19 protein-coding genes and 1 tRNA gene are annotated in these 15,767 nt (G+C 31.6%); 9 read left to right on the top strand and 11 right to left on the bottom strand.

The features are described 5' to 3' along the window. Window position 1: 1 nt before the first annotated feature. From ACZ5LY_RS05175 to ACZ5LY_RS05165, 3 genes are all read left to right on the top strand, one after another. Window positions 2-1,003, top strand: coding sequence for an NYN domain-containing protein (locus ACZ5LY_RS05175; RefSeq protein WP_464578001.1), 1,002 nt, complete (start codon window positions 2-4; stop codon window positions 1,001-1,003). Continuing rightward, a complete protein-coding gene (locus tag ACZ5LY_RS05170; protein WP_464577245.1) occupies window positions 1,004-2,194 on the top strand; it encodes a hypothetical protein in 1,191 nt (396 codons plus the stop codon). A 54-nt stretch (window positions 2,195-2,248) separates the two neighbouring features. After that, window positions 2,249-2,322, top strand: a tRNA-Tyr gene (locus ACZ5LY_RS05165). A gap of 6 nt (window positions 2,323-2,328) precedes the next feature. Here ACZ5LY_RS05165 and galU read toward each other — a convergent pair. Continuing rightward, window positions 2,329-3,180 carry a UTP--glucose-1-phosphate uridylyltransferase GalU gene (galU, locus tag ACZ5LY_RS05160; RefSeq protein WP_013414339.1) on the bottom strand — a complete coding sequence of 284 codons (852 nt, stop codon included), beginning with the start codon at window positions 3,178-3,180 and terminating at the stop codon, window positions 2,329-2,331. A 9-nt stretch (window positions 3,181-3,189) separates the two neighbouring features. Further along, the gene (locus tag ACZ5LY_RS05155) at window positions 3,190-3,519 is read right to left on the bottom strand and encodes an MJ1244 family protein (RefSeq protein WP_013414338.1); all 330 of its coding nucleotides are present in this window, start codon (window positions 3,517-3,519) and stop codon (window positions 3,190-3,192) included. 110 nt (window positions 3,520-3,629) lie between these two features. On the opposite strand from ACZ5LY_RS05155, the gene aksF reads away from it, so the two are divergent. After that, entirely contained in the window at window positions 3,630-4,619 is a 990-nt protein-coding gene (gene aksF, locus ACZ5LY_RS05150; protein ID WP_464577243.1) for a homoisocitrate dehydrogenase, read from the top strand. On the opposite strand, the gene argB is transcribed toward aksF, so the two are convergent. The 5 genes from argB to ACZ5LY_RS05125 are packed head-to-tail and all read right to left on the bottom strand — an operon-like array spanning window position 4,603 to window position 8,455. After that, window positions 4,603-5,484 carry an acetylglutamate kinase gene (gene argB / locus ACZ5LY_RS05145; RefSeq protein ID WP_013414336.1) on the bottom strand — a complete coding sequence of 294 codons (882 nt, stop codon included), beginning with the start codon at window positions 5,482-5,484 and terminating at the stop codon, window positions 4,603-4,605. The two genes, aksF and argB, sit on opposite strands and share 17 nt — an antisense overlap. 4 nt (window positions 5,485-5,488) lie before the next feature. Next, window positions 5,489-6,667 (bottom strand): bifunctional ornithine acetyltransferase/N-acetylglutamate synthase, encoded by a 1,179-nt coding sequence (argJ, locus tag ACZ5LY_RS05140; RefSeq protein WP_464577241.1) that lies wholly within the window; start codon window positions 6,665-6,667, stop codon window positions 5,489-5,491. Between the two features lie 11 nt (window positions 6,668-6,678). Then, window positions 6,679-6,879, bottom strand: coding sequence for a hypothetical protein (locus ACZ5LY_RS05135; protein ID WP_464577239.1), 201 nt, complete (start codon window positions 6,877-6,879; stop codon window positions 6,679-6,681). A gap of 14 nt (window positions 6,880-6,893) precedes the next feature. Beyond that, complete coding sequence (locus ACZ5LY_RS05130; RefSeq protein ID WP_464577237.1) at window positions 6,894-7,901, bottom strand: SIS domain-containing protein; 1,008 nt, start codon at window positions 7,899-7,901, stop codon at window positions 6,894-6,896. Beyond that, the gene (locus ACZ5LY_RS05125; RefSeq protein ID WP_048060613.1) at window positions 7,898-8,455 is read right to left on the bottom strand and encodes a thiamine-phosphate synthase family protein; all 558 of its coding nucleotides are present in this window, start codon (window positions 8,453-8,455) and stop codon (window positions 7,898-7,900) included. Before ACZ5LY_RS05125 ends, ACZ5LY_RS05130 begins: the two co-directional genes overlap by 4 nt. 61 nt (window positions 8,456-8,516) lie before the next feature. Between ACZ5LY_RS05125 and ACZ5LY_RS05120 the strand changes: the two genes are divergently transcribed. Together ACZ5LY_RS05120 and ACZ5LY_RS05115 are read left to right on the top strand one after the other, a co-directional pair. Further along, on the top strand, window positions 8,517-8,984 hold the full coding sequence (locus tag ACZ5LY_RS05120; protein ID WP_245526735.1) for a DUF2124 domain-containing protein: 468 nt from the start codon (window positions 8,517-8,519) through the stop codon (window positions 8,982-8,984). Then, window positions 8,984-9,604 carry a DUF447 domain-containing protein gene (locus tag ACZ5LY_RS05115; protein WP_464577234.1) on the top strand — a complete coding sequence of 207 codons (621 nt, stop codon included), beginning with the start codon at window positions 8,984-8,986 and terminating at the stop codon, window positions 9,602-9,604. The genes ACZ5LY_RS05120 and ACZ5LY_RS05115 overlap by 1 nt, the downstream gene beginning before the upstream one ends. Here the strand turns inward: ACZ5LY_RS05115 and ACZ5LY_RS05110 are convergent. The 4 genes from ACZ5LY_RS05110 to ACZ5LY_RS05095 are packed head-to-tail and all read right to left on the bottom strand — an operon-like array spanning window position 9,591 to window position 12,957. Beyond that, window positions 9,591-10,067: an Hsp20/alpha crystallin family protein gene (locus tag ACZ5LY_RS05110; protein WP_464577232.1), complete on the bottom strand. Its 477-nt coding sequence runs from the start codon at window positions 10,065-10,067 to the stop codon at window positions 9,591-9,593. The two genes, ACZ5LY_RS05115 and ACZ5LY_RS05110, sit on opposite strands and share 14 nt — an antisense overlap. Then, on the bottom strand, window positions 10,033-11,040 hold the full coding sequence (locus ACZ5LY_RS05105; RefSeq protein WP_464577230.1) for an NOG1 family protein: 1,008 nt from the start codon (window positions 11,038-11,040) through the stop codon (window positions 10,033-10,035). The genes ACZ5LY_RS05110 and ACZ5LY_RS05105 overlap by 35 nt, the downstream gene beginning before the upstream one ends. Window positions 11,041-11,042: 2 nt before the next feature. After that, on the bottom strand, window positions 11,043-11,606 hold the full coding sequence (locus tag ACZ5LY_RS05100; RefSeq protein ID WP_013414327.1) for a TIGR00296 family protein: 564 nt from the start codon (window positions 11,604-11,606) through the stop codon (window positions 11,043-11,045). Continuing rightward, complete coding sequence (locus ACZ5LY_RS05095; RefSeq protein WP_013414326.1) at window positions 11,596-12,957, bottom strand: TldD/PmbA family protein; 1,362 nt, start codon at window positions 12,955-12,957, stop codon at window positions 11,596-11,598. The genes ACZ5LY_RS05100 and ACZ5LY_RS05095 overlap by 11 nt, the downstream gene beginning before the upstream one ends. A 189-nt stretch (window positions 12,958-13,146) precedes the next feature. Between ACZ5LY_RS05095 and ACZ5LY_RS05090 the strand changes: the two genes are divergently transcribed. Genes ACZ5LY_RS05090 through ACZ5LY_RS05080 form a run of 3 tightly spaced genes read left to right on the top strand, consistent with a single transcriptional unit; the run spans window position 13,147 to window position 15,752 of the window. Further along, entirely contained in the window at window positions 13,147-13,797 is a 651-nt protein-coding gene (locus ACZ5LY_RS05090; protein WP_013414325.1) for a potassium channel family protein, read from the top strand. A gap of 21 nt (window positions 13,798-13,818) precedes the next feature. Continuing rightward, window positions 13,819-15,351 (top strand): homocysteine biosynthesis protein, encoded by a 1,533-nt coding sequence (locus ACZ5LY_RS05085; protein WP_013414324.1) that lies wholly within the window; start codon window positions 13,819-13,821, stop codon window positions 15,349-15,351. Next, window positions 15,348-15,752, top strand: a complete 405-nt coding sequence (locus ACZ5LY_RS05080) for a 4Fe-4S binding protein (protein WP_464577227.1) — start codon at window positions 15,348-15,350, stop codon at window positions 15,750-15,752. Before ACZ5LY_RS05085 ends, ACZ5LY_RS05080 begins: the two co-directional genes overlap by 4 nt. Window positions 15,753-15,767: the final 15 nt, after the last annotated feature.

Below are 15,767 nucleotides of genomic sequence, written 5' to 3'. Positions count from 1 at the left end.
AATGATTATAGATGCATCAAATATTGCCCACCATCAGAATAAGGCGATAATGAAAAGAATTATCGAAGCTATAAAGGCTGTAAAAAAACTTGGTTTTAAACCGATAGTCGTTGCTGACGCTTCTTTGAAACATAAGATTGATGATGAAGAGAAATATAAGGAATACATAAAAAGAGGGGTAATTAAGGAAGTACCTGCAGGTACAAATGCAGATCATTATATTTTAAAGTTGGCAGAAGAAGAAGATGCAAAAATATTGTCAAATGACAATTTTAGAGAGTTTAGAGATGAATTTAAAAATATTGATAGTAGAAGAGTTCCCTACACATTTGAAAATAATAAAATAGTAATTGGAAAGATTCCAAAAGTAAGGAAGGTCAAAGACATAATAAAAGAAATCACTTTAGATGCTTTAAACAAATTTAAAGACAAAGGTTTTGATTACTATAATGTAAGACATGGGAAAAAGCTTAGTGGCATAGCAGTAGCTAAAGAAGCTATAAGTAGAATTAAGGTTTATGAGGAAGGATTAGAGTCAAAAGTTGAAGAAGTGTTCATGAAAATTCCTGTCTTAAAAAATGTTCTAGAGATGGTTGAAAATATTGAAGAAGGAAACTATATAATATTTGTTCTTGTTAATCCACAAGATTATAAAAAAGTTGTTAAATATGCTGGCAACATAGCTGTAACTGTCAGAGATAATTTAGAATTAGAATATAGTCCACTTGTAGCTGTTAGAAATGATATTTTCATGCGGAAAAACCATTTTGAATTAAATGTGTTGCCTTCAGAAGATGTAATGGAAGAATCACCATACAATGTCAATATAACAGTTAATAATCATGATTATGCTTTGGTAAAAAGGAATTCCAGGAATATAGCAAGTACAATTGCCGCAAGAATTGGTAGTTGGAGATTTCCAATAGTTGCTGTGAGACCTAGTGTATTACTTGAAAATCCTGGTGAATTTGAGGTTACATTGGAAAAAGGAGGACAAAAGTAGATGGGTAGGATCCTACGCTTTATTTTAAGTTTTTTTATTGGAAAAAGGATTATTAGTATTGGGACTGATTATCGTCCAACTACAGAAGACGAAGAAAAATATGTTAAAATGATGAACGATACAAAAACTATGTTGATAGAACTTAAAAAGGCAAAAATTGATTCTAATAGCATATTTGAAAGTTTAGTTGAAGAACTAAATTTTGCTTTGCCTCAAAATGGTAGATTTGTTGAATTAAAAAAACCTGAGAAAGATATAAATGAACGTGCACTTTTAAGTGATATAATTGTTGGCAGTGATAGATATCTATATGTTGAACTTCCAGAAAAAGCTGATGTGAATGAATTTATTGATACAATCAAAAATGAAGGAGGAGAAATTGTAGAAAAAGGTCCTAATGAAATATTAGCAAGATTAATATCAAAAAATGAAGCAATAAAAATAGCAATAAAGCTTATAGCATTGGGCGGTGAGAAAAATTTAAATGTGCGGGCTGCCGTAGGAATGACCGCTGCAGCAGCTGTAGAAAGAGCTATAAAGTTAACTAATGAAGTCGGTGAAATACCAGGAGTGGCTTTTACAAAATTTGGTGGGGAATTTGCACTTCTCTTTCCATCAAAAATTTCAAAAATTGGTGAAACATATTCTACTCATGGCAATTATCTTTTTCTTGATGTAATAAATTCCACAAAATTTATTGAGAAATATGGTAGAGACTTTTTAAGTTTAGTGATGGAAAAAATAAAGAAAAGAATCGAAGAACGAGAAGGAAAAATAGAAGGTTATCGTAAAGGTGGCGATGATTTGGTTGCAAGTATGCCAACAAAAGATTTAGCATTACAAGCAATATTAGAAGCAATTTGGGAAAGTCAAGCAAACGATGTTAAAATAAGGGCTGGAGTAGGTAAAACTAGGAAAGAAGCTGGTGAAAATGCATATTTATCTGATGATGTAAAGTTTTGGCATCCAAGCTCTACAGTAGTTTTTAATCTTGCAAATGGTACTTACGCTTATTTTATTCCTTCAGATTTCACTAGAACTTTAATAAATTTTGCATTGAATAGGAAGGGAGAAGGAATTTTGATTTTTATTTTTGTCTTTTTAATGACTTTTATTGGATGGCAAATTGGAAGATGGGAATTAGGTGTTATAGCAATAATATTGTCATTGATTTATGCATTGATTACATGAACAGAAAAATTTATATATAAGAACTTTTTTATAATATCTTGTGAGTAAAGATATCCCGGCTTAGCTCAGTCTGGTAGAGCGGCGGACTGTAGATCCGCGGGTCGCCGGTTCAAATCCGGCAGCCGGGATTTTTATTAGTTTTGTTTAATAATTTTTGAAAGCCAAGGTTTTAGTTTTTCTTTAATATCTTTTTCTCTAAGTGCAAATTCTATAGAAGTTTTTAGCCAATCTATTTTATTTCCAATATCATATGTTTTCCCAGAAAACTTGTAAGCATATACTCTATCTAGCAATCTCATTGCATCTGTTAGTTGTATTTCACCACCAACTCCTGGACCTGTTTCTTTTATACAATCAAATATTTCTGGTTCAAGGATATATCTACCAATTATGGCCAGGTTTGACGGTGCTTCCTCAATTTTAGGTTTTTCAACCATGTCTTCAACCAAATAAATATTTTTTTTCAATTCTTTTCCCTTTATTATTCCATACCTACTTACTTTTTTTCTTGGAACCTCTTCAACAGCTACAATACTGGATTTGTATATCTTATACATCTCCATTAATTTTTTAATGCATGGTGTCTTAGAATATGTTATTGTATCTCCCAACAATACAGCAAATGTTTCTCCATCAACATGCTTACGCGCACAATATATAGCATCCCCTAATCCTTTTTGTTCTCTTTGTCTTACATAATAAATATCAGCTAATTCTGAAATTTCTTCAATTTCATTAAGCATCTCATTTTTATTATTCTTTTTTAAAAAATATTCTAATTCAAAAGATCTATCAAAATGATCTTCTATTGATCTTTTACCTTTACCAGTTATTATAAGTATATCATCAATTCCTGCTGCCACAGCCTCCTCTACAACATATTGAATAGCCGGTTTATCAAAAACAGGTAACATTTCCTTTGGCTGCGCTTTAGTAATTGGTAAAAGTCTAGTACCTAATCCCGCCGCAGGTATCACAGCTTTCATACTTATCACCTAATCAGCAAAATTTACAACAATGCTTTTTATTGGAATTTCCATTATTGTATATTTTACATCGCTTAATTTCCTGTTTATTTCTTTTCTAATATCATATGCCTTTTCTTTATCAACTACACAAGATACCAGTATAGCATTTTGTGCAACATCTTTAATAAATGATACAACAGATTTTGGATCTTCTTGAATTGTAAAACCTTCCCATTCCTGTGGAGATACTCCCCTATATTCAATTAAATAAAATCCTGTAACTCCTTCCTTAGAAAGTATATTTATTACACGTCCCAAATTTTCTATCTCAACAAAAATTTGTAAATGAACTTTCATGTGACTCACCTACTTCCATCCATTACATTACCACTTCACATAAGTTACTATATACTTATTTTCACAACTGACCTTAAATTTAGTTATGAATAAAAAATTTGGTTGAGAATATGGGAAAGAAAAAGGTTGTAGTTATTAAAGGAGATGGAATAGGGAAGGAAGTCATGGATGCCGCATTATCAGTGCTTTCCATGCTAGACCTCAACATAAAATTTATAGAAGCATATGCTGGTTATGAATGTTTTAGAAAATATGGAGATACTTTACCTGATGAAACCTTAAAAAAGGCAAAAAAATCCGATGCTATTTTATTTGGAGCTGTCACTACAGTTCCTGGACAAAAAAGTGCAATAATAACTTTAAGAAAAGAACTAGACCTCTTCGCAAATGTAAGACCAGTTAAATGCTATCCTGGAATAGAATGTATTAGGAAAGATATAGACTTAACAATAGTGAGAGAGAATACAGAGTGCCTATATTCTGGAATAGAGAGATATACAGATGAAGGAGCTGAAGCTGTTAGAGTTATAACTAGGAAAGCATGTGAAAGGATTTGTGAGTTTGCATTCAAAATTGCAAATGAAAAAGTTACTGCTGTACATAAAGCAAATGTCCTTAAGAAGACAGATGGGTTGTTTAGGGAAGTATTTTATGAGGTTGCTGAAAGATATCCAGAGATTGAAGCTGAGGATGTTTATGTTGATGCAATGGCCCTCTACCTAATAACAAAACCACAAGATTTTGATGTTTTGGTCACAACAAATCTATATGGGGACATACTTTCTGATGAGGCTGCTGGTTTAGTTGGTGGTCTTGGATTGGCACCATCTGCAAATATAGGTGAAAAAAATTCGCTTTTCGAACCTGTACATGGATCTGCTCCAGATATTGCAGGTAAAGGGATTGCAAATCCAACTGCAATGATCCTATCCTCAGTTATGATGTTGAGGCATCTTGGATTTGAGAGAGAAGGTGATTTGGTTGAGAATGCTTTGATTGAGGTCCTTAGGGAGGGAAAGGTAACTCCTGATCTTGGTGGAAATCTTAAGACTATGGAGATGGCTGAGGAAATAAAAAAGAAAATTATGGAACTATCATAGTTCCAATTCCTTCATCAGTAAATATCTCCAACAACAATGAATGTTTAATGCGTCCATCAATTATATGAGCTGAAGATACTCCAGAATTCAAAGCTTCAATACATGTCAACGCCTTTGGAACCATTCCTCCTCTTATAGTTCCATTTTTAATCAATTCTTGTAATTCTTCTACTGTAAGTTTTTTAATGAGTGTTTCTGGATCTTTAGGATCTTCCAATATCCCAGGCACGTCAGTTAAAATTATCAATTTTTCTGCATTTATTTTACTTGCAATTTCACCAGCTACTGTATCTGCATTTAAATTTAAAGTGTTAGCATTTCTATCTACGCCCACGGGGGATATAACAGGAATATAATCATTTTCTGTAAGTAAATTTATTATAGATGGTCTTATTTCTTCGATTTCACCAACTAAGCCAAGGTCTATTTTTCTTTTTTTACCACTCTTATCTGTAATTACTTGAGGAGCTTTTTTTCTTGCAATTAACAATTGGCCATCTTTTCCTGATAATCCTACGGCCTTGCCTCCATGGAAACATATAGTACCAACTATTGCAGTATTTATTTTTCCAACCAAGACCATTTTAACAATATCCATTGTTTCTTCATCAGTGATTCGTAATCCGTCTATAAATTTAGGTTTTTTACCCATTTTTTTCATAGCCCTAGATATCTCTGGACCTCCACCATGCACAACAACAGGCTCTATTCCTACATATTTAAGTAAAACAATGTCTCTTGCAGTTGAATTCATTATATCTTCATCTATCATTGCATGTCCACCGTATTTTATTAGCATTTTTTTCTTATGAAATTTCTTGATGTATGGCAATGCTTCAATAAGAACTTCTATTTTTTTTGCCATTTTATCACGTACTGTATTCTGAATTTATTTTAACATAATCATATGTTAAATCACAACCATATGCCTTTGCTGAGGAATTTCCAAACTTTAAATCCACAATAATTTTAATTTCTTTTTCATTCATTACTTTTCTTGCATAGGGTATTTTACTTTTTATTATTTCACCATTTTTAACAATGTTAACATCTGTAACAGATTTTAATCTTATATTTATTTTTTCTTCCTTAACATCGCAATTTGTTGATCCTATAGCCGCTATTATTCTACCTATATTTGGATCAGATCCAAAAACAGCTGTCTTAACAAGTGGGGAAGACACAATGGATTTGGCAATTTTCTTTGCATCTTCAGACGATTTTGCATTTTTAACTATAACTTCTATGAATTTTGTTGCACCTTCTCCATCCTTTGCTATCATCTTAGCTAACTCTTCACAAAGAAAATTTAAAGCTGTTTGAAACTTTTCATCAATTTCTCCAGATTCTCTAGTTGAAGAAATTAATACCATGTCATTAGTGCTTTGATCGCCATCAACAACCACCATATTAAAACTACGATCTACAGCAATCTTTAGAGACTCATATAATTCATCTGCGCTAGCATCTATATCTGTGGTTATAAAGGATAACATAGTAGCCATATTTGGAGATATCATACCAGCACCTTTAGCTACTCCACCAATTCTACATTTTTCACCATTTTTAAGCCTGAATTCAACAGCGAACTCTTTTGGAAATGTATCTGTTGTCATTATTGCTTTTGCAAATTTTCTTGAAGCTTTTGGAGAATTATTTAATTTTAAAGATGCTTTATTTATAAGAGGAATTATTTTTTCCATTGGCATTCTTAAACCAATTATACCTGTTGATGCAACTGCAACCTCATTTGGATCTAAATTTAGTTTCTCAGCAGTTATTTCCTGCATTTTTATAGCATCTTCCATGCCTTTTTTACCTGTAAAACAATTTGCATTGCCACTATTGGCAACTATTGCAGAAAGTTTCCCATCCCTTAATACTTTTTTTGTTAATCTAACAGGGGCTGCTTTTATTTTATTTTTTGTAAAAACCCCTGCAGCCTCACAATTTTTTGTTAATAAAATTCCAACACCATATTTTCCATTTTTACATCCTGATGCTTCAATGTTTTTGACTGTGCATACCCCACCATTTACCCTTTGCAATTTATCCCTTCCTATTTTTCTAAGCAGAAAGGATTTTCCATAACTTTAGTTAGATGAAATGGAAATGTTATATTGTATTGGTTTATTTTCATGGTTCCATAATTTTTGAAGTTTTCAGAAATTCCGATAACAATTCCAACTACTGAACCACAAATAAAGGCAATAACCGCTATAAAAAGAATTAAAATAACTAAATACCTAAGGTTACCCATATTTCCACATCCCCTTATAAATCATCATTATTTCTTATTTTATCTATATGGCGCGTACTACCTGGATCTTTACCATTATAGTGTGCCAAATAATATACAAACCACTCTAAAGGACAAACTAAAACAAATGGCGAAAGTAATTTATCTATGTCGCAATAATCCTTCATATCATATAATAATACGTCAGCACCTACTTTTTTACAGAATTCCAGTGCCTGAATTGTTAATTTATCGCCTGGAAAATCTGCATTTAATATTATTACTGGAATTCCATTCTCAATTCTTTCAACTAAGCTATGTTTAAATTCACCAGAATATAGAGGGCATGCATGTTTGTGGGCACCTTCCATTAACATTGTCATTGCCAATTTATATGCAAGACCATAATTTGGTCCACTGCCAATACAATAAAATATTTCTTTATCTTTGTATTTTTTAGCTAATATTTTGTTTTTTTCCTCACTCTCATCAATAATCTTCCTAAGAATTTTTGGCAGAGCTTCTAACTCCTTTATTATTTTTTTATTTTCTTTCATTCCAAACAATATATAATAAAGTGAGAAAAGTTGTGTTACATATGTTTTGGTTGCCACAATTGCACTTTCACGACCACATCTTGTTAATATGACATCATTGCACTCTTTAGCCATCGTACTATTTTTTTCGTTTGTTATTACCACATTTTCAATTCCTATTTTTTGTGATTTTCTGAGAGCAGCTATTGTATCTACAGTTTCCCCAGATTGTGAGGTAAAAATTACTCCTGCATTTTTATTTGAAATTTTTTTATGATAAAAAAACTCATATCCTGTAAATACTTCGATATTTGTGTCATAGAGCATTGACAATGCATCTCTGACAGAATAACAAGTTGACAAGGAACTACCACATCCAACAAGATATATTTTGTCAAAATCTTTAAATTTTTCAGAAATTTCCTTCATATGGGACTTTTCATGTTTTAAAGTATTTACAATAGATTTTGGTTGGTCTTGAAGTTCATTATACATCTTATATTTCATATCTTTTCACCAACATAAATTTTGGCAATTTTTACTGTTAACTTAGCTAAATTGATTGGATCAGTCCCAACAATATTTATCATTGGTTCTTTTCCCCAATCTCCTTTGTGATATATTAAATCTGGAATTTGGCCAATTTTGTCTATAGCTGCTTTGGCACCCCAAGATATCGTACTTCCTTCCTTTTCCTTAATTTTCTTTGGCTCCTCTCTTCTATCATAACTTGATATTGTTAAGTTTATATCCTTAGCTATTTTAATAATTTTTTTATCATATTTAATGTTTATAGCACTTCTTTTTTCAGGATCGTATTTTTGCAATGTCAAAATCAAATTTGCGAGATGTGAGGAGGCGCCAAATTTTGGATCTTCACATACTATAGCTTTATCCTTAAATTTTCTTATTCTTCCTGGAATCCCTGCTATATCTTCCTTATTTTTTGGATTTTTCTTTGACATTACAATATTTGTCCCTGTTTCAGGTATAAGAAAAGCAAAAGCTTTAGAGTATGTTAATATTTTTAATGCTTTTTTAAGCATGACAATTTCTTTCATATGAACCAATCCTAAAATTTATCAATACCGTTTTTTTATAAATAATAAAAAATATTTTTTGGTGAGAGAATTGAAGAAGATAAGTGAATTTAAAGGCATAAAAGGAAATCTTAATGCATTGAAAGAGGCAGTGGGGGGTTGTAAAAAAATTGCTTATGCTGGTGTTCCAGGAGTTTGTACACCATTTGCACAATTGTTTGCATATGCATTAAGGGATAAAGATAATATATTTATCCCCAATACTGATGTAAAAAAGGCAAGGAAATTAATTTTGACTTCTTATGGTGTAGAATTAGGTGAGAAGGTTGAAGCAAAAGCAGATGCTTTAGTGTTGCTTGGCGGTCTTGCAATGCCGAAAATTGGTGTAGATGTTGAAGAAGTTAAAAAGTTAATAAACAATGTTTTGACAGAGGAAGGTAAAATTATAGGGGCTTGTTTCATGGATGTATTTAGAAAAGCTGGCTGGCATAAAGAAATAAATTTTGATTGTATTATTGATGCTGTAATTAAAGGTTCGGTGCTTAAATAATGCAAAATTTAGGACTAAGTAAATTAAAAATGGAGCGGGGAGCACTTTATGAAACAATAATTACAACAGTAAATGAAGATGGAAGTGGTAATGCAGCGCCAATTGGTGTATTATGTAGAAATGAAAAAGAAATAACCTTATACCTCTATGAAGGCACACACACTCTCAATAATATATTAAGAGAAGGAAAATTTGCAGTTAACATTTTAGATGATCCATGCATTTTTGCATTGTCAACATTTACAGATTTAAAACTTAATTATTTTAAAAAATATAAAGGATACGTCGTTTTAAAAGATGCAGATGCATTTTTCACAAACGTTGTTTATAAAACAAGAAAAATAAATAAAAAAGATTCATTGGGAAAATCTACTCTATACTTAGTAAATGCAAAAGTTAAAGAAATTATCATGAAAAATTGCATTAAACCATTGAATCGCGCAACTTATGCAATAATTGAATCTTTAATATATTCAAGTAGGTTTAAAATTGCTGATAAAAAGACTAGAGAAAGGTATATAGAACGTATAAAAGAAATGAAAAAACTCGTTAAAAAAGTTGGAACAAAAAAAGATAAAGAGGTTATGAAGTATATAATGCAGCAAGTTACTCGATTTTAACACTAACTTTTTCCTTTACTTCTTTTTTAGGAATTTCTATTGTTAATACTCCATTTTCAAATTTTGCTTTAGCTTCTTTTGGTTTAACTTTTGCTGGTAATTTTACTTCCCTGTGAGCTTCTCCATATCTTCTCTCTTTTTTAAGGTAGTTTCCTTTTTCAACTTCTAATTCTTCCCTAACATTAGCACTAATTGTTACAGTATCTTCTGAAACCTTTACATCTAAATCTTCCTTTTTTACACCAGGAAGATCAGTTTTAACTATTATCTTGTCTTCAGCGTCAATAACGTCAACAGAAGGTTTAGCAGGTAAAAATTCTGTATATTCTGACAATCTTCTTTCAAACTCTTCATGCATCTTTTTCATTGTGTTTATCATGTCTTCCATCATTTTATCTATCATAAAGCCTCTCCTCCTGAAGAACTCTTCAGGTTTTCCAAATTTTTCTTTCCAATCTTTCATACAATTCCTCCAACTTAGCTATTAATTTTTTTAGTCCTTTTCCTTCTGTAGCAGATACTAAAATTGGATTTTCTACTTTGTTAATATATTTTTTCAAATATTTAAGATTTTCTACCAAATCTATTTTATTAAAAACAGAAATTATAGGAACATTAAAAACTTTCCTTAAATTTTTATATAATGCAAATTGTTTTTCTAATGGGTATCCACAAGTTTCAGAGGGATCAAAAATGAAAATCATAAGATCTGCAAGGTTTTCAAGAGCTACTAACGCTTGTAATTCTATTTCATTCATTTCATCTACAGGTCTATCCAACAATCCTGGAGTATCCACAACCTGTAGTTTTCCCCACCCAATTTTTCTATACCCTATCTGTATACCTTTCGTTGTGAAAGGATATTCAGCAACTTCAGGATTTGCTCCAGTAAGTTTTCTTAACAAAGTTGATTTACCTACATTTGGATAACCTGCAATTACAACAGTTACTGCATCAAAATCTATAGTAGGCATGTTTTTTAACCTATTTTTTGCAAAATCTAAAAAATCAAGATCATCTTTTATTTCTTTTATAACGGAAGATATTCTCCCATATATTTCCCTTCTTAATTTATATGCTTCTTTAGGACTTGAAAATTTTATACGCTTTGTGTATTCTCTTTTTAATTGTGATATTATTTTAATTGCTCGATTTATAGCACCTAGAGATTTCTTTAATTCATCAATGCCTACAGTAACATCAATATAATCTTGATAAAATTCTGGAAGTTCATCAATTATTGGTGTCTTATCCAAAATACGTTTAAGGGTAGAAATCATTACATCACATGCAGTTTGAATTTTAGTCTCTTCTATACGCCTATATTTCACATTTCTTGGTATTCTAAGCGTCCTTAATTTTTCTCCAGATTTCCTAGCTCTACTAAATGCTTTATCTAAAATTTCTTTGTAGGTAGGTATGTCCGGTATTATCACATTTATTTCTCCTCAAATATCTGTGCTTGAAACTTATATATCCGAGTTTCAGAATCAAACCAACAATCAGGTGGCAATCCTGCTTTCATGCATGCATTGCATAAAAATTCTTCTACATCCCAATTCTGTTCTACTGGAACTTGTGGTAGTAATAAACCCTTGTTAAAGCCTTTTTCAACAATTATACCATCCTTACCTATTTTTATTTTTTTGAGATATTCTTGTGGATTTTCTACTTCCACAAGTTTTGGTTTTGTTAAAACACTTACCTCAATAGATATCTCTTTTAATTCTGCAGGCTTAAGTGGTGGAAATCTTGGGTCAGATGTCGCAGAAGATATTGCAGAATCAATTGTTGCCTCTGCCAAAGGTTTTATTGGCTCTGGATATCCAATACAACCTCTCAACTCACCATTTTTTTTCAATGTTACAAATACTCCTCTCTTCTCTGTTAGTGATTTAGGAAGTTCTTTTGGAGGATCTATTTTTTTACCATTCTTTACATATTCTTCTATACTTTTTCTTGCTAATTTTATTAAAAATTCACCTTCTTCTTCAGATAACATTTTTTCCACCTATCAACACATTTTTAATTCTTATGTGTGGGCCCCCATCACCTACGGCTACTGTCTGTCCATATTTTCCACAAAAACCAGCATTAATTTTAAAATCTGAGCCAACAGCATCGACGTTTTTAAGAACTTCTAGTATATTACCAGACATCGATACATCTCTTAATGGAGTAGTTATCCTCCCATTTTCAATTTTAAATGATCTCTCAGCATTAAATTGGAATGTACCTCGAGTAGTATCTACTTGTCCTCCTCTTGAACCTTTTAGATATACTCCTTCTTTAACATCTTCAATTAATTCATCGAAGCTTTGATCTCGGGGCTTCAAATAAGTATTACTCATTCTAACAAGAGGTTCGTGGCCAAAAGCTGCTCTTGCATTTCCAGTAGGATTCATATTTAATTGATAAGCAGTCTCTCTGGAATTTATAAAGGATTTTAAAATACCATTTTTCATAATTGTTGTTGGAGATGCCTTCACACCTTCAGAATCATATACATAATATCCAAATCCATTAGTAGTTGGATCATCAATTATTGTAACTAATTCAGATCCTATTTTCTTCCCAATTTTGTTTTTTAAAATAGAATCATTTTTAAGGACAATGTCTGCTTCTGATGCATGTCCAACAGCTTCATGTATAAAAACTCCTGTGAGTTCACAATCTGTTACAATTGTAAATCTACCTGAAGGCGGTGATTCAGCAGATAACAGCTCTACAGCATTTTTTCCAACTTTTCTGCCAAGTTTTTCTAAATCAGCTTGTTTAATAATTTCAAATCCACCAACATTTCCAATTCTATCACTGCTAAATTGTAAGGTTTTACCATCAGATGCAACTGCATTGATAAATAATGCAACTTTAGATTCATTTTTACTAGCGTTTGCACCTTCAGAACTTAAGAATACATTTTTTACATTTACATCTACATAATTTACTGCAGTGCTTACAACCTTTTTAATATTTGCAGCTTTTTCAACCTCCACTACCATTTCCTTTTTTTCATCTATCGGTACATCAGAAGGATTTATTTTCATTGGTGATTTAAAATTGCCGACTATTGGATCACATTTTGCTAATGCAACACTGCCTGAACCAACTACCTTAACCATTCTTTTATACATATAATCTATATCATCAGTGCCCCTAAAAAATCCTATCTTCCACATTCCATTTTTAATTACTCTCACTCTTATACCACTTTCAATCCCTGATTTTATTTCTTGAATGTTTCCATCCTTCATAACAATGGAATTTGTAGATATTTGAGTTGCACTAACATCAACATATTCAACTTTTTTCTCTAACTCCAAAGTTAATTTTTCTAATTTTCCAATGTCCATCATACCCCTCAATGTGTAATTTATTTGTCAATGATTTTTTAGTCTATTTGTGTAGAGAATTATTATTTTCAATGAAAAAACTTAAATAATTTTTTCACTTCAAAATCACTAATACAGTTAAAAAAGAAGATTTTTCATTTTGATAAATTTATTTTACCAGATTTTTTAGTAAAAAAGAAAGGTGAAAAAATGTATGTTGTGATAATGGGTGGAGGTAGAGTAGGTTCAACACTTGCAGACCTTTTAACATCCGATGGACATGAAGTAACTGTTATAGAAAGAGACAAAGAGAGATGTAAGAAATTAGAATCTGAATTAAACATTCCAGTAATTTGTGGTAAAGGAACAGAAAGAAATATTTTAGAAAGTGCTGGCATTGAAAATGCTGATGTTTTTGTTGCAGCAACTGGTAGTGATGAAGCAAATCTTATGGGATGTATCCTTGCAAAAAAATACAATGTTCCAAAAACTATTGCACGAGTAAACAATCCAGAAAATGAAGATACATTCCGAGATGTAGGTATAGATCACGTTATAAGTCCTGAAAGAAGTGCAGCAGGATATCTTGAAAAATATATAACACGTCCAAAAGTAGTTGATCTCATTGTATTAGGTAGGGGTGAAGCAGAAATATTAGAACTAGTTGTAAAAAACAAAGAAGTTGTAGGAAAAAATGTAGAGGAGTTATCGCCAACAAAAGATTACATCATAGCTGCAATTTATAGTAACGATGAAATAAAAATTCCTCAACCTAATACAAAAATTAAAGAAAACGATAGATTATTGGTTTTAGCAAAATCAGATGCAATACAAGAAGTAACAAATTTATTTTCTGGATAATTACATAGAAGGGGATTACATTTGAAATCATTAGAAGAAATAAACCAAAAAATAAAAAATGGAGATGCAGTAGTAGTTACAGCATCTGAAATGGTTGAAATTGTAAGAGATGATGGCGCAAAAAAAGCTGCTAAAGAAATTGATGTAGTTACTACTGGAACTTTTGGTGCAATGTGTTCTTCAGGAGCATTTTTAAATTTAGGCCATGCAGAACCTCCAATAAAAATTAAAAGGGCTTATTTGAATGGAGTAGAGGCTTACGCTGGTATAGCTGCTGTAGATATTTATATAGGTGCTGCACAACCTAATATTGATCCTGAAAAAAAATTTGATTATGGTGGAGGCCACGTAATAGAGGACCTTATAAAAGGCAAAGAAGTTGAACTTGTGGCAGAAGGTTTTGGAACAGATTGTTATCCATTAAAAAAAATAGAGACTGCAATTTCTTTATCTGAAATAAACCAAGCAATAATGGTAAACCCAAGAAATTGTTACCAAAATTATGCTGCCGCAACTAATTCTAGCAATGAAACACTATATACCTATATGGGTACCTTACTTCCCAATTTCGGCAATGTAACCTACTCAAGCGCAGGTGAATTAAGTCCACTGCTCAATGATCCATATTTTGAATGTATAGGAATAGGAACAAAAGTATTTCTTGCAGGTGCTCAAGGATATGTTGTTGGAGAGGGAACACAACATAGAGTTGGCGTAGAAAGACACAAAGATATCCCAGTTTCTCCTGCAGGAACATTAATGCTAAAAGCGGACATGAAAGACATGGATCCTAAGTTTGTAAGAGGAGCTACTATACATAAGTATGGACCAACAATTTATTTAGGAGTTGGAATACCAATTCCTGTCTTAAATGAAAAAATTGCCTTAAGAACTGGAGTAAGTGATAAAGATATAAAGTGTAAGATAATTGACTATGGCGTGCCAAGTAGAGATAGACCTGTAGTTGCTGAAACAAATTATGAGGAATTAAAATCTGGAAAAGTAATTATAGATGATAAGGAAGTACCAACATCACCTTTATCATCTTATAAGATGGCGATGGAAGTTGCTGAAGAATTAAAAAAATTGATAGAAAAAGGAGAATTTACACTGTCAGAATATGTAAAACCTCTACCTAAAAAACCTAAGGAATTAAAACCACTGAAAATTAAAAAACCATTAATACTGGTTAAAGATGTTGAGACCAAGCCTGCCATTGTAGCTAGTATTTCAGAAAGTGTGGAAAGTGTGGCAAAGAAAATTGTGGAAAATAATATAAATCATGTTCCAATAGTTGACAAAAATAATAAACTTAGGGGAATAGTTACATCATGGGATATAGCAAATGCTGTTGCTGAAGGTACTAAAAAATTAGAAGAAATCATGACAAAAAGGGTAATAACTGCTAAAGAAAATGAGCCAATAGATGTCGCTGCACGTCGTATGGATAAATATAACATTTCAGGACTTCCAGTTGTCGATAAAGATAATAGAGTAATAGGAATAGTTACTGCTGAAGATATATCACGTATAATTGGTAGGGAAAAGAAATGAGAGTATGGTTATATTTTTCAAAAGAAATAATAAAAAAACCTGTTATATCCGACGCAATAAAAAAATATGACATAGATTTTAATATTTTGCATGCCCATATTACATCAAGTGGCGGTAAAATTTTAGCTGAAATATTAGGTAAAAGAAAAAAGGAAAGTATAGAATACCTAAAAAGTAGGGGAATAATTGTTGAGATTGCAAAGGACGTTGTGAGGAAAGACAAAGAAAAGTGTATTGATTGTGGAGCATGTGTTTCAATTTGTCCTGTTGGAGCTATAAGTATAAAAGATGACTGGACAGTTGAAATAGACGATGAAAAATGTGTTGGATGTGGATGTTGTGTGATAACCTGTCCAATGAAAGCTGTAAATTATTATCACAAAATTTTTGGAACTTTTTGAATTAATAGGGAGATA

The organism is Methanothermus sociabilis (genome assembly GCF_055392295.1).
The sequence above is the reverse complement of the archived record's forward strand: the minus strand, read 5'-3'. Positions and strand labels throughout refer to the sequence as shown.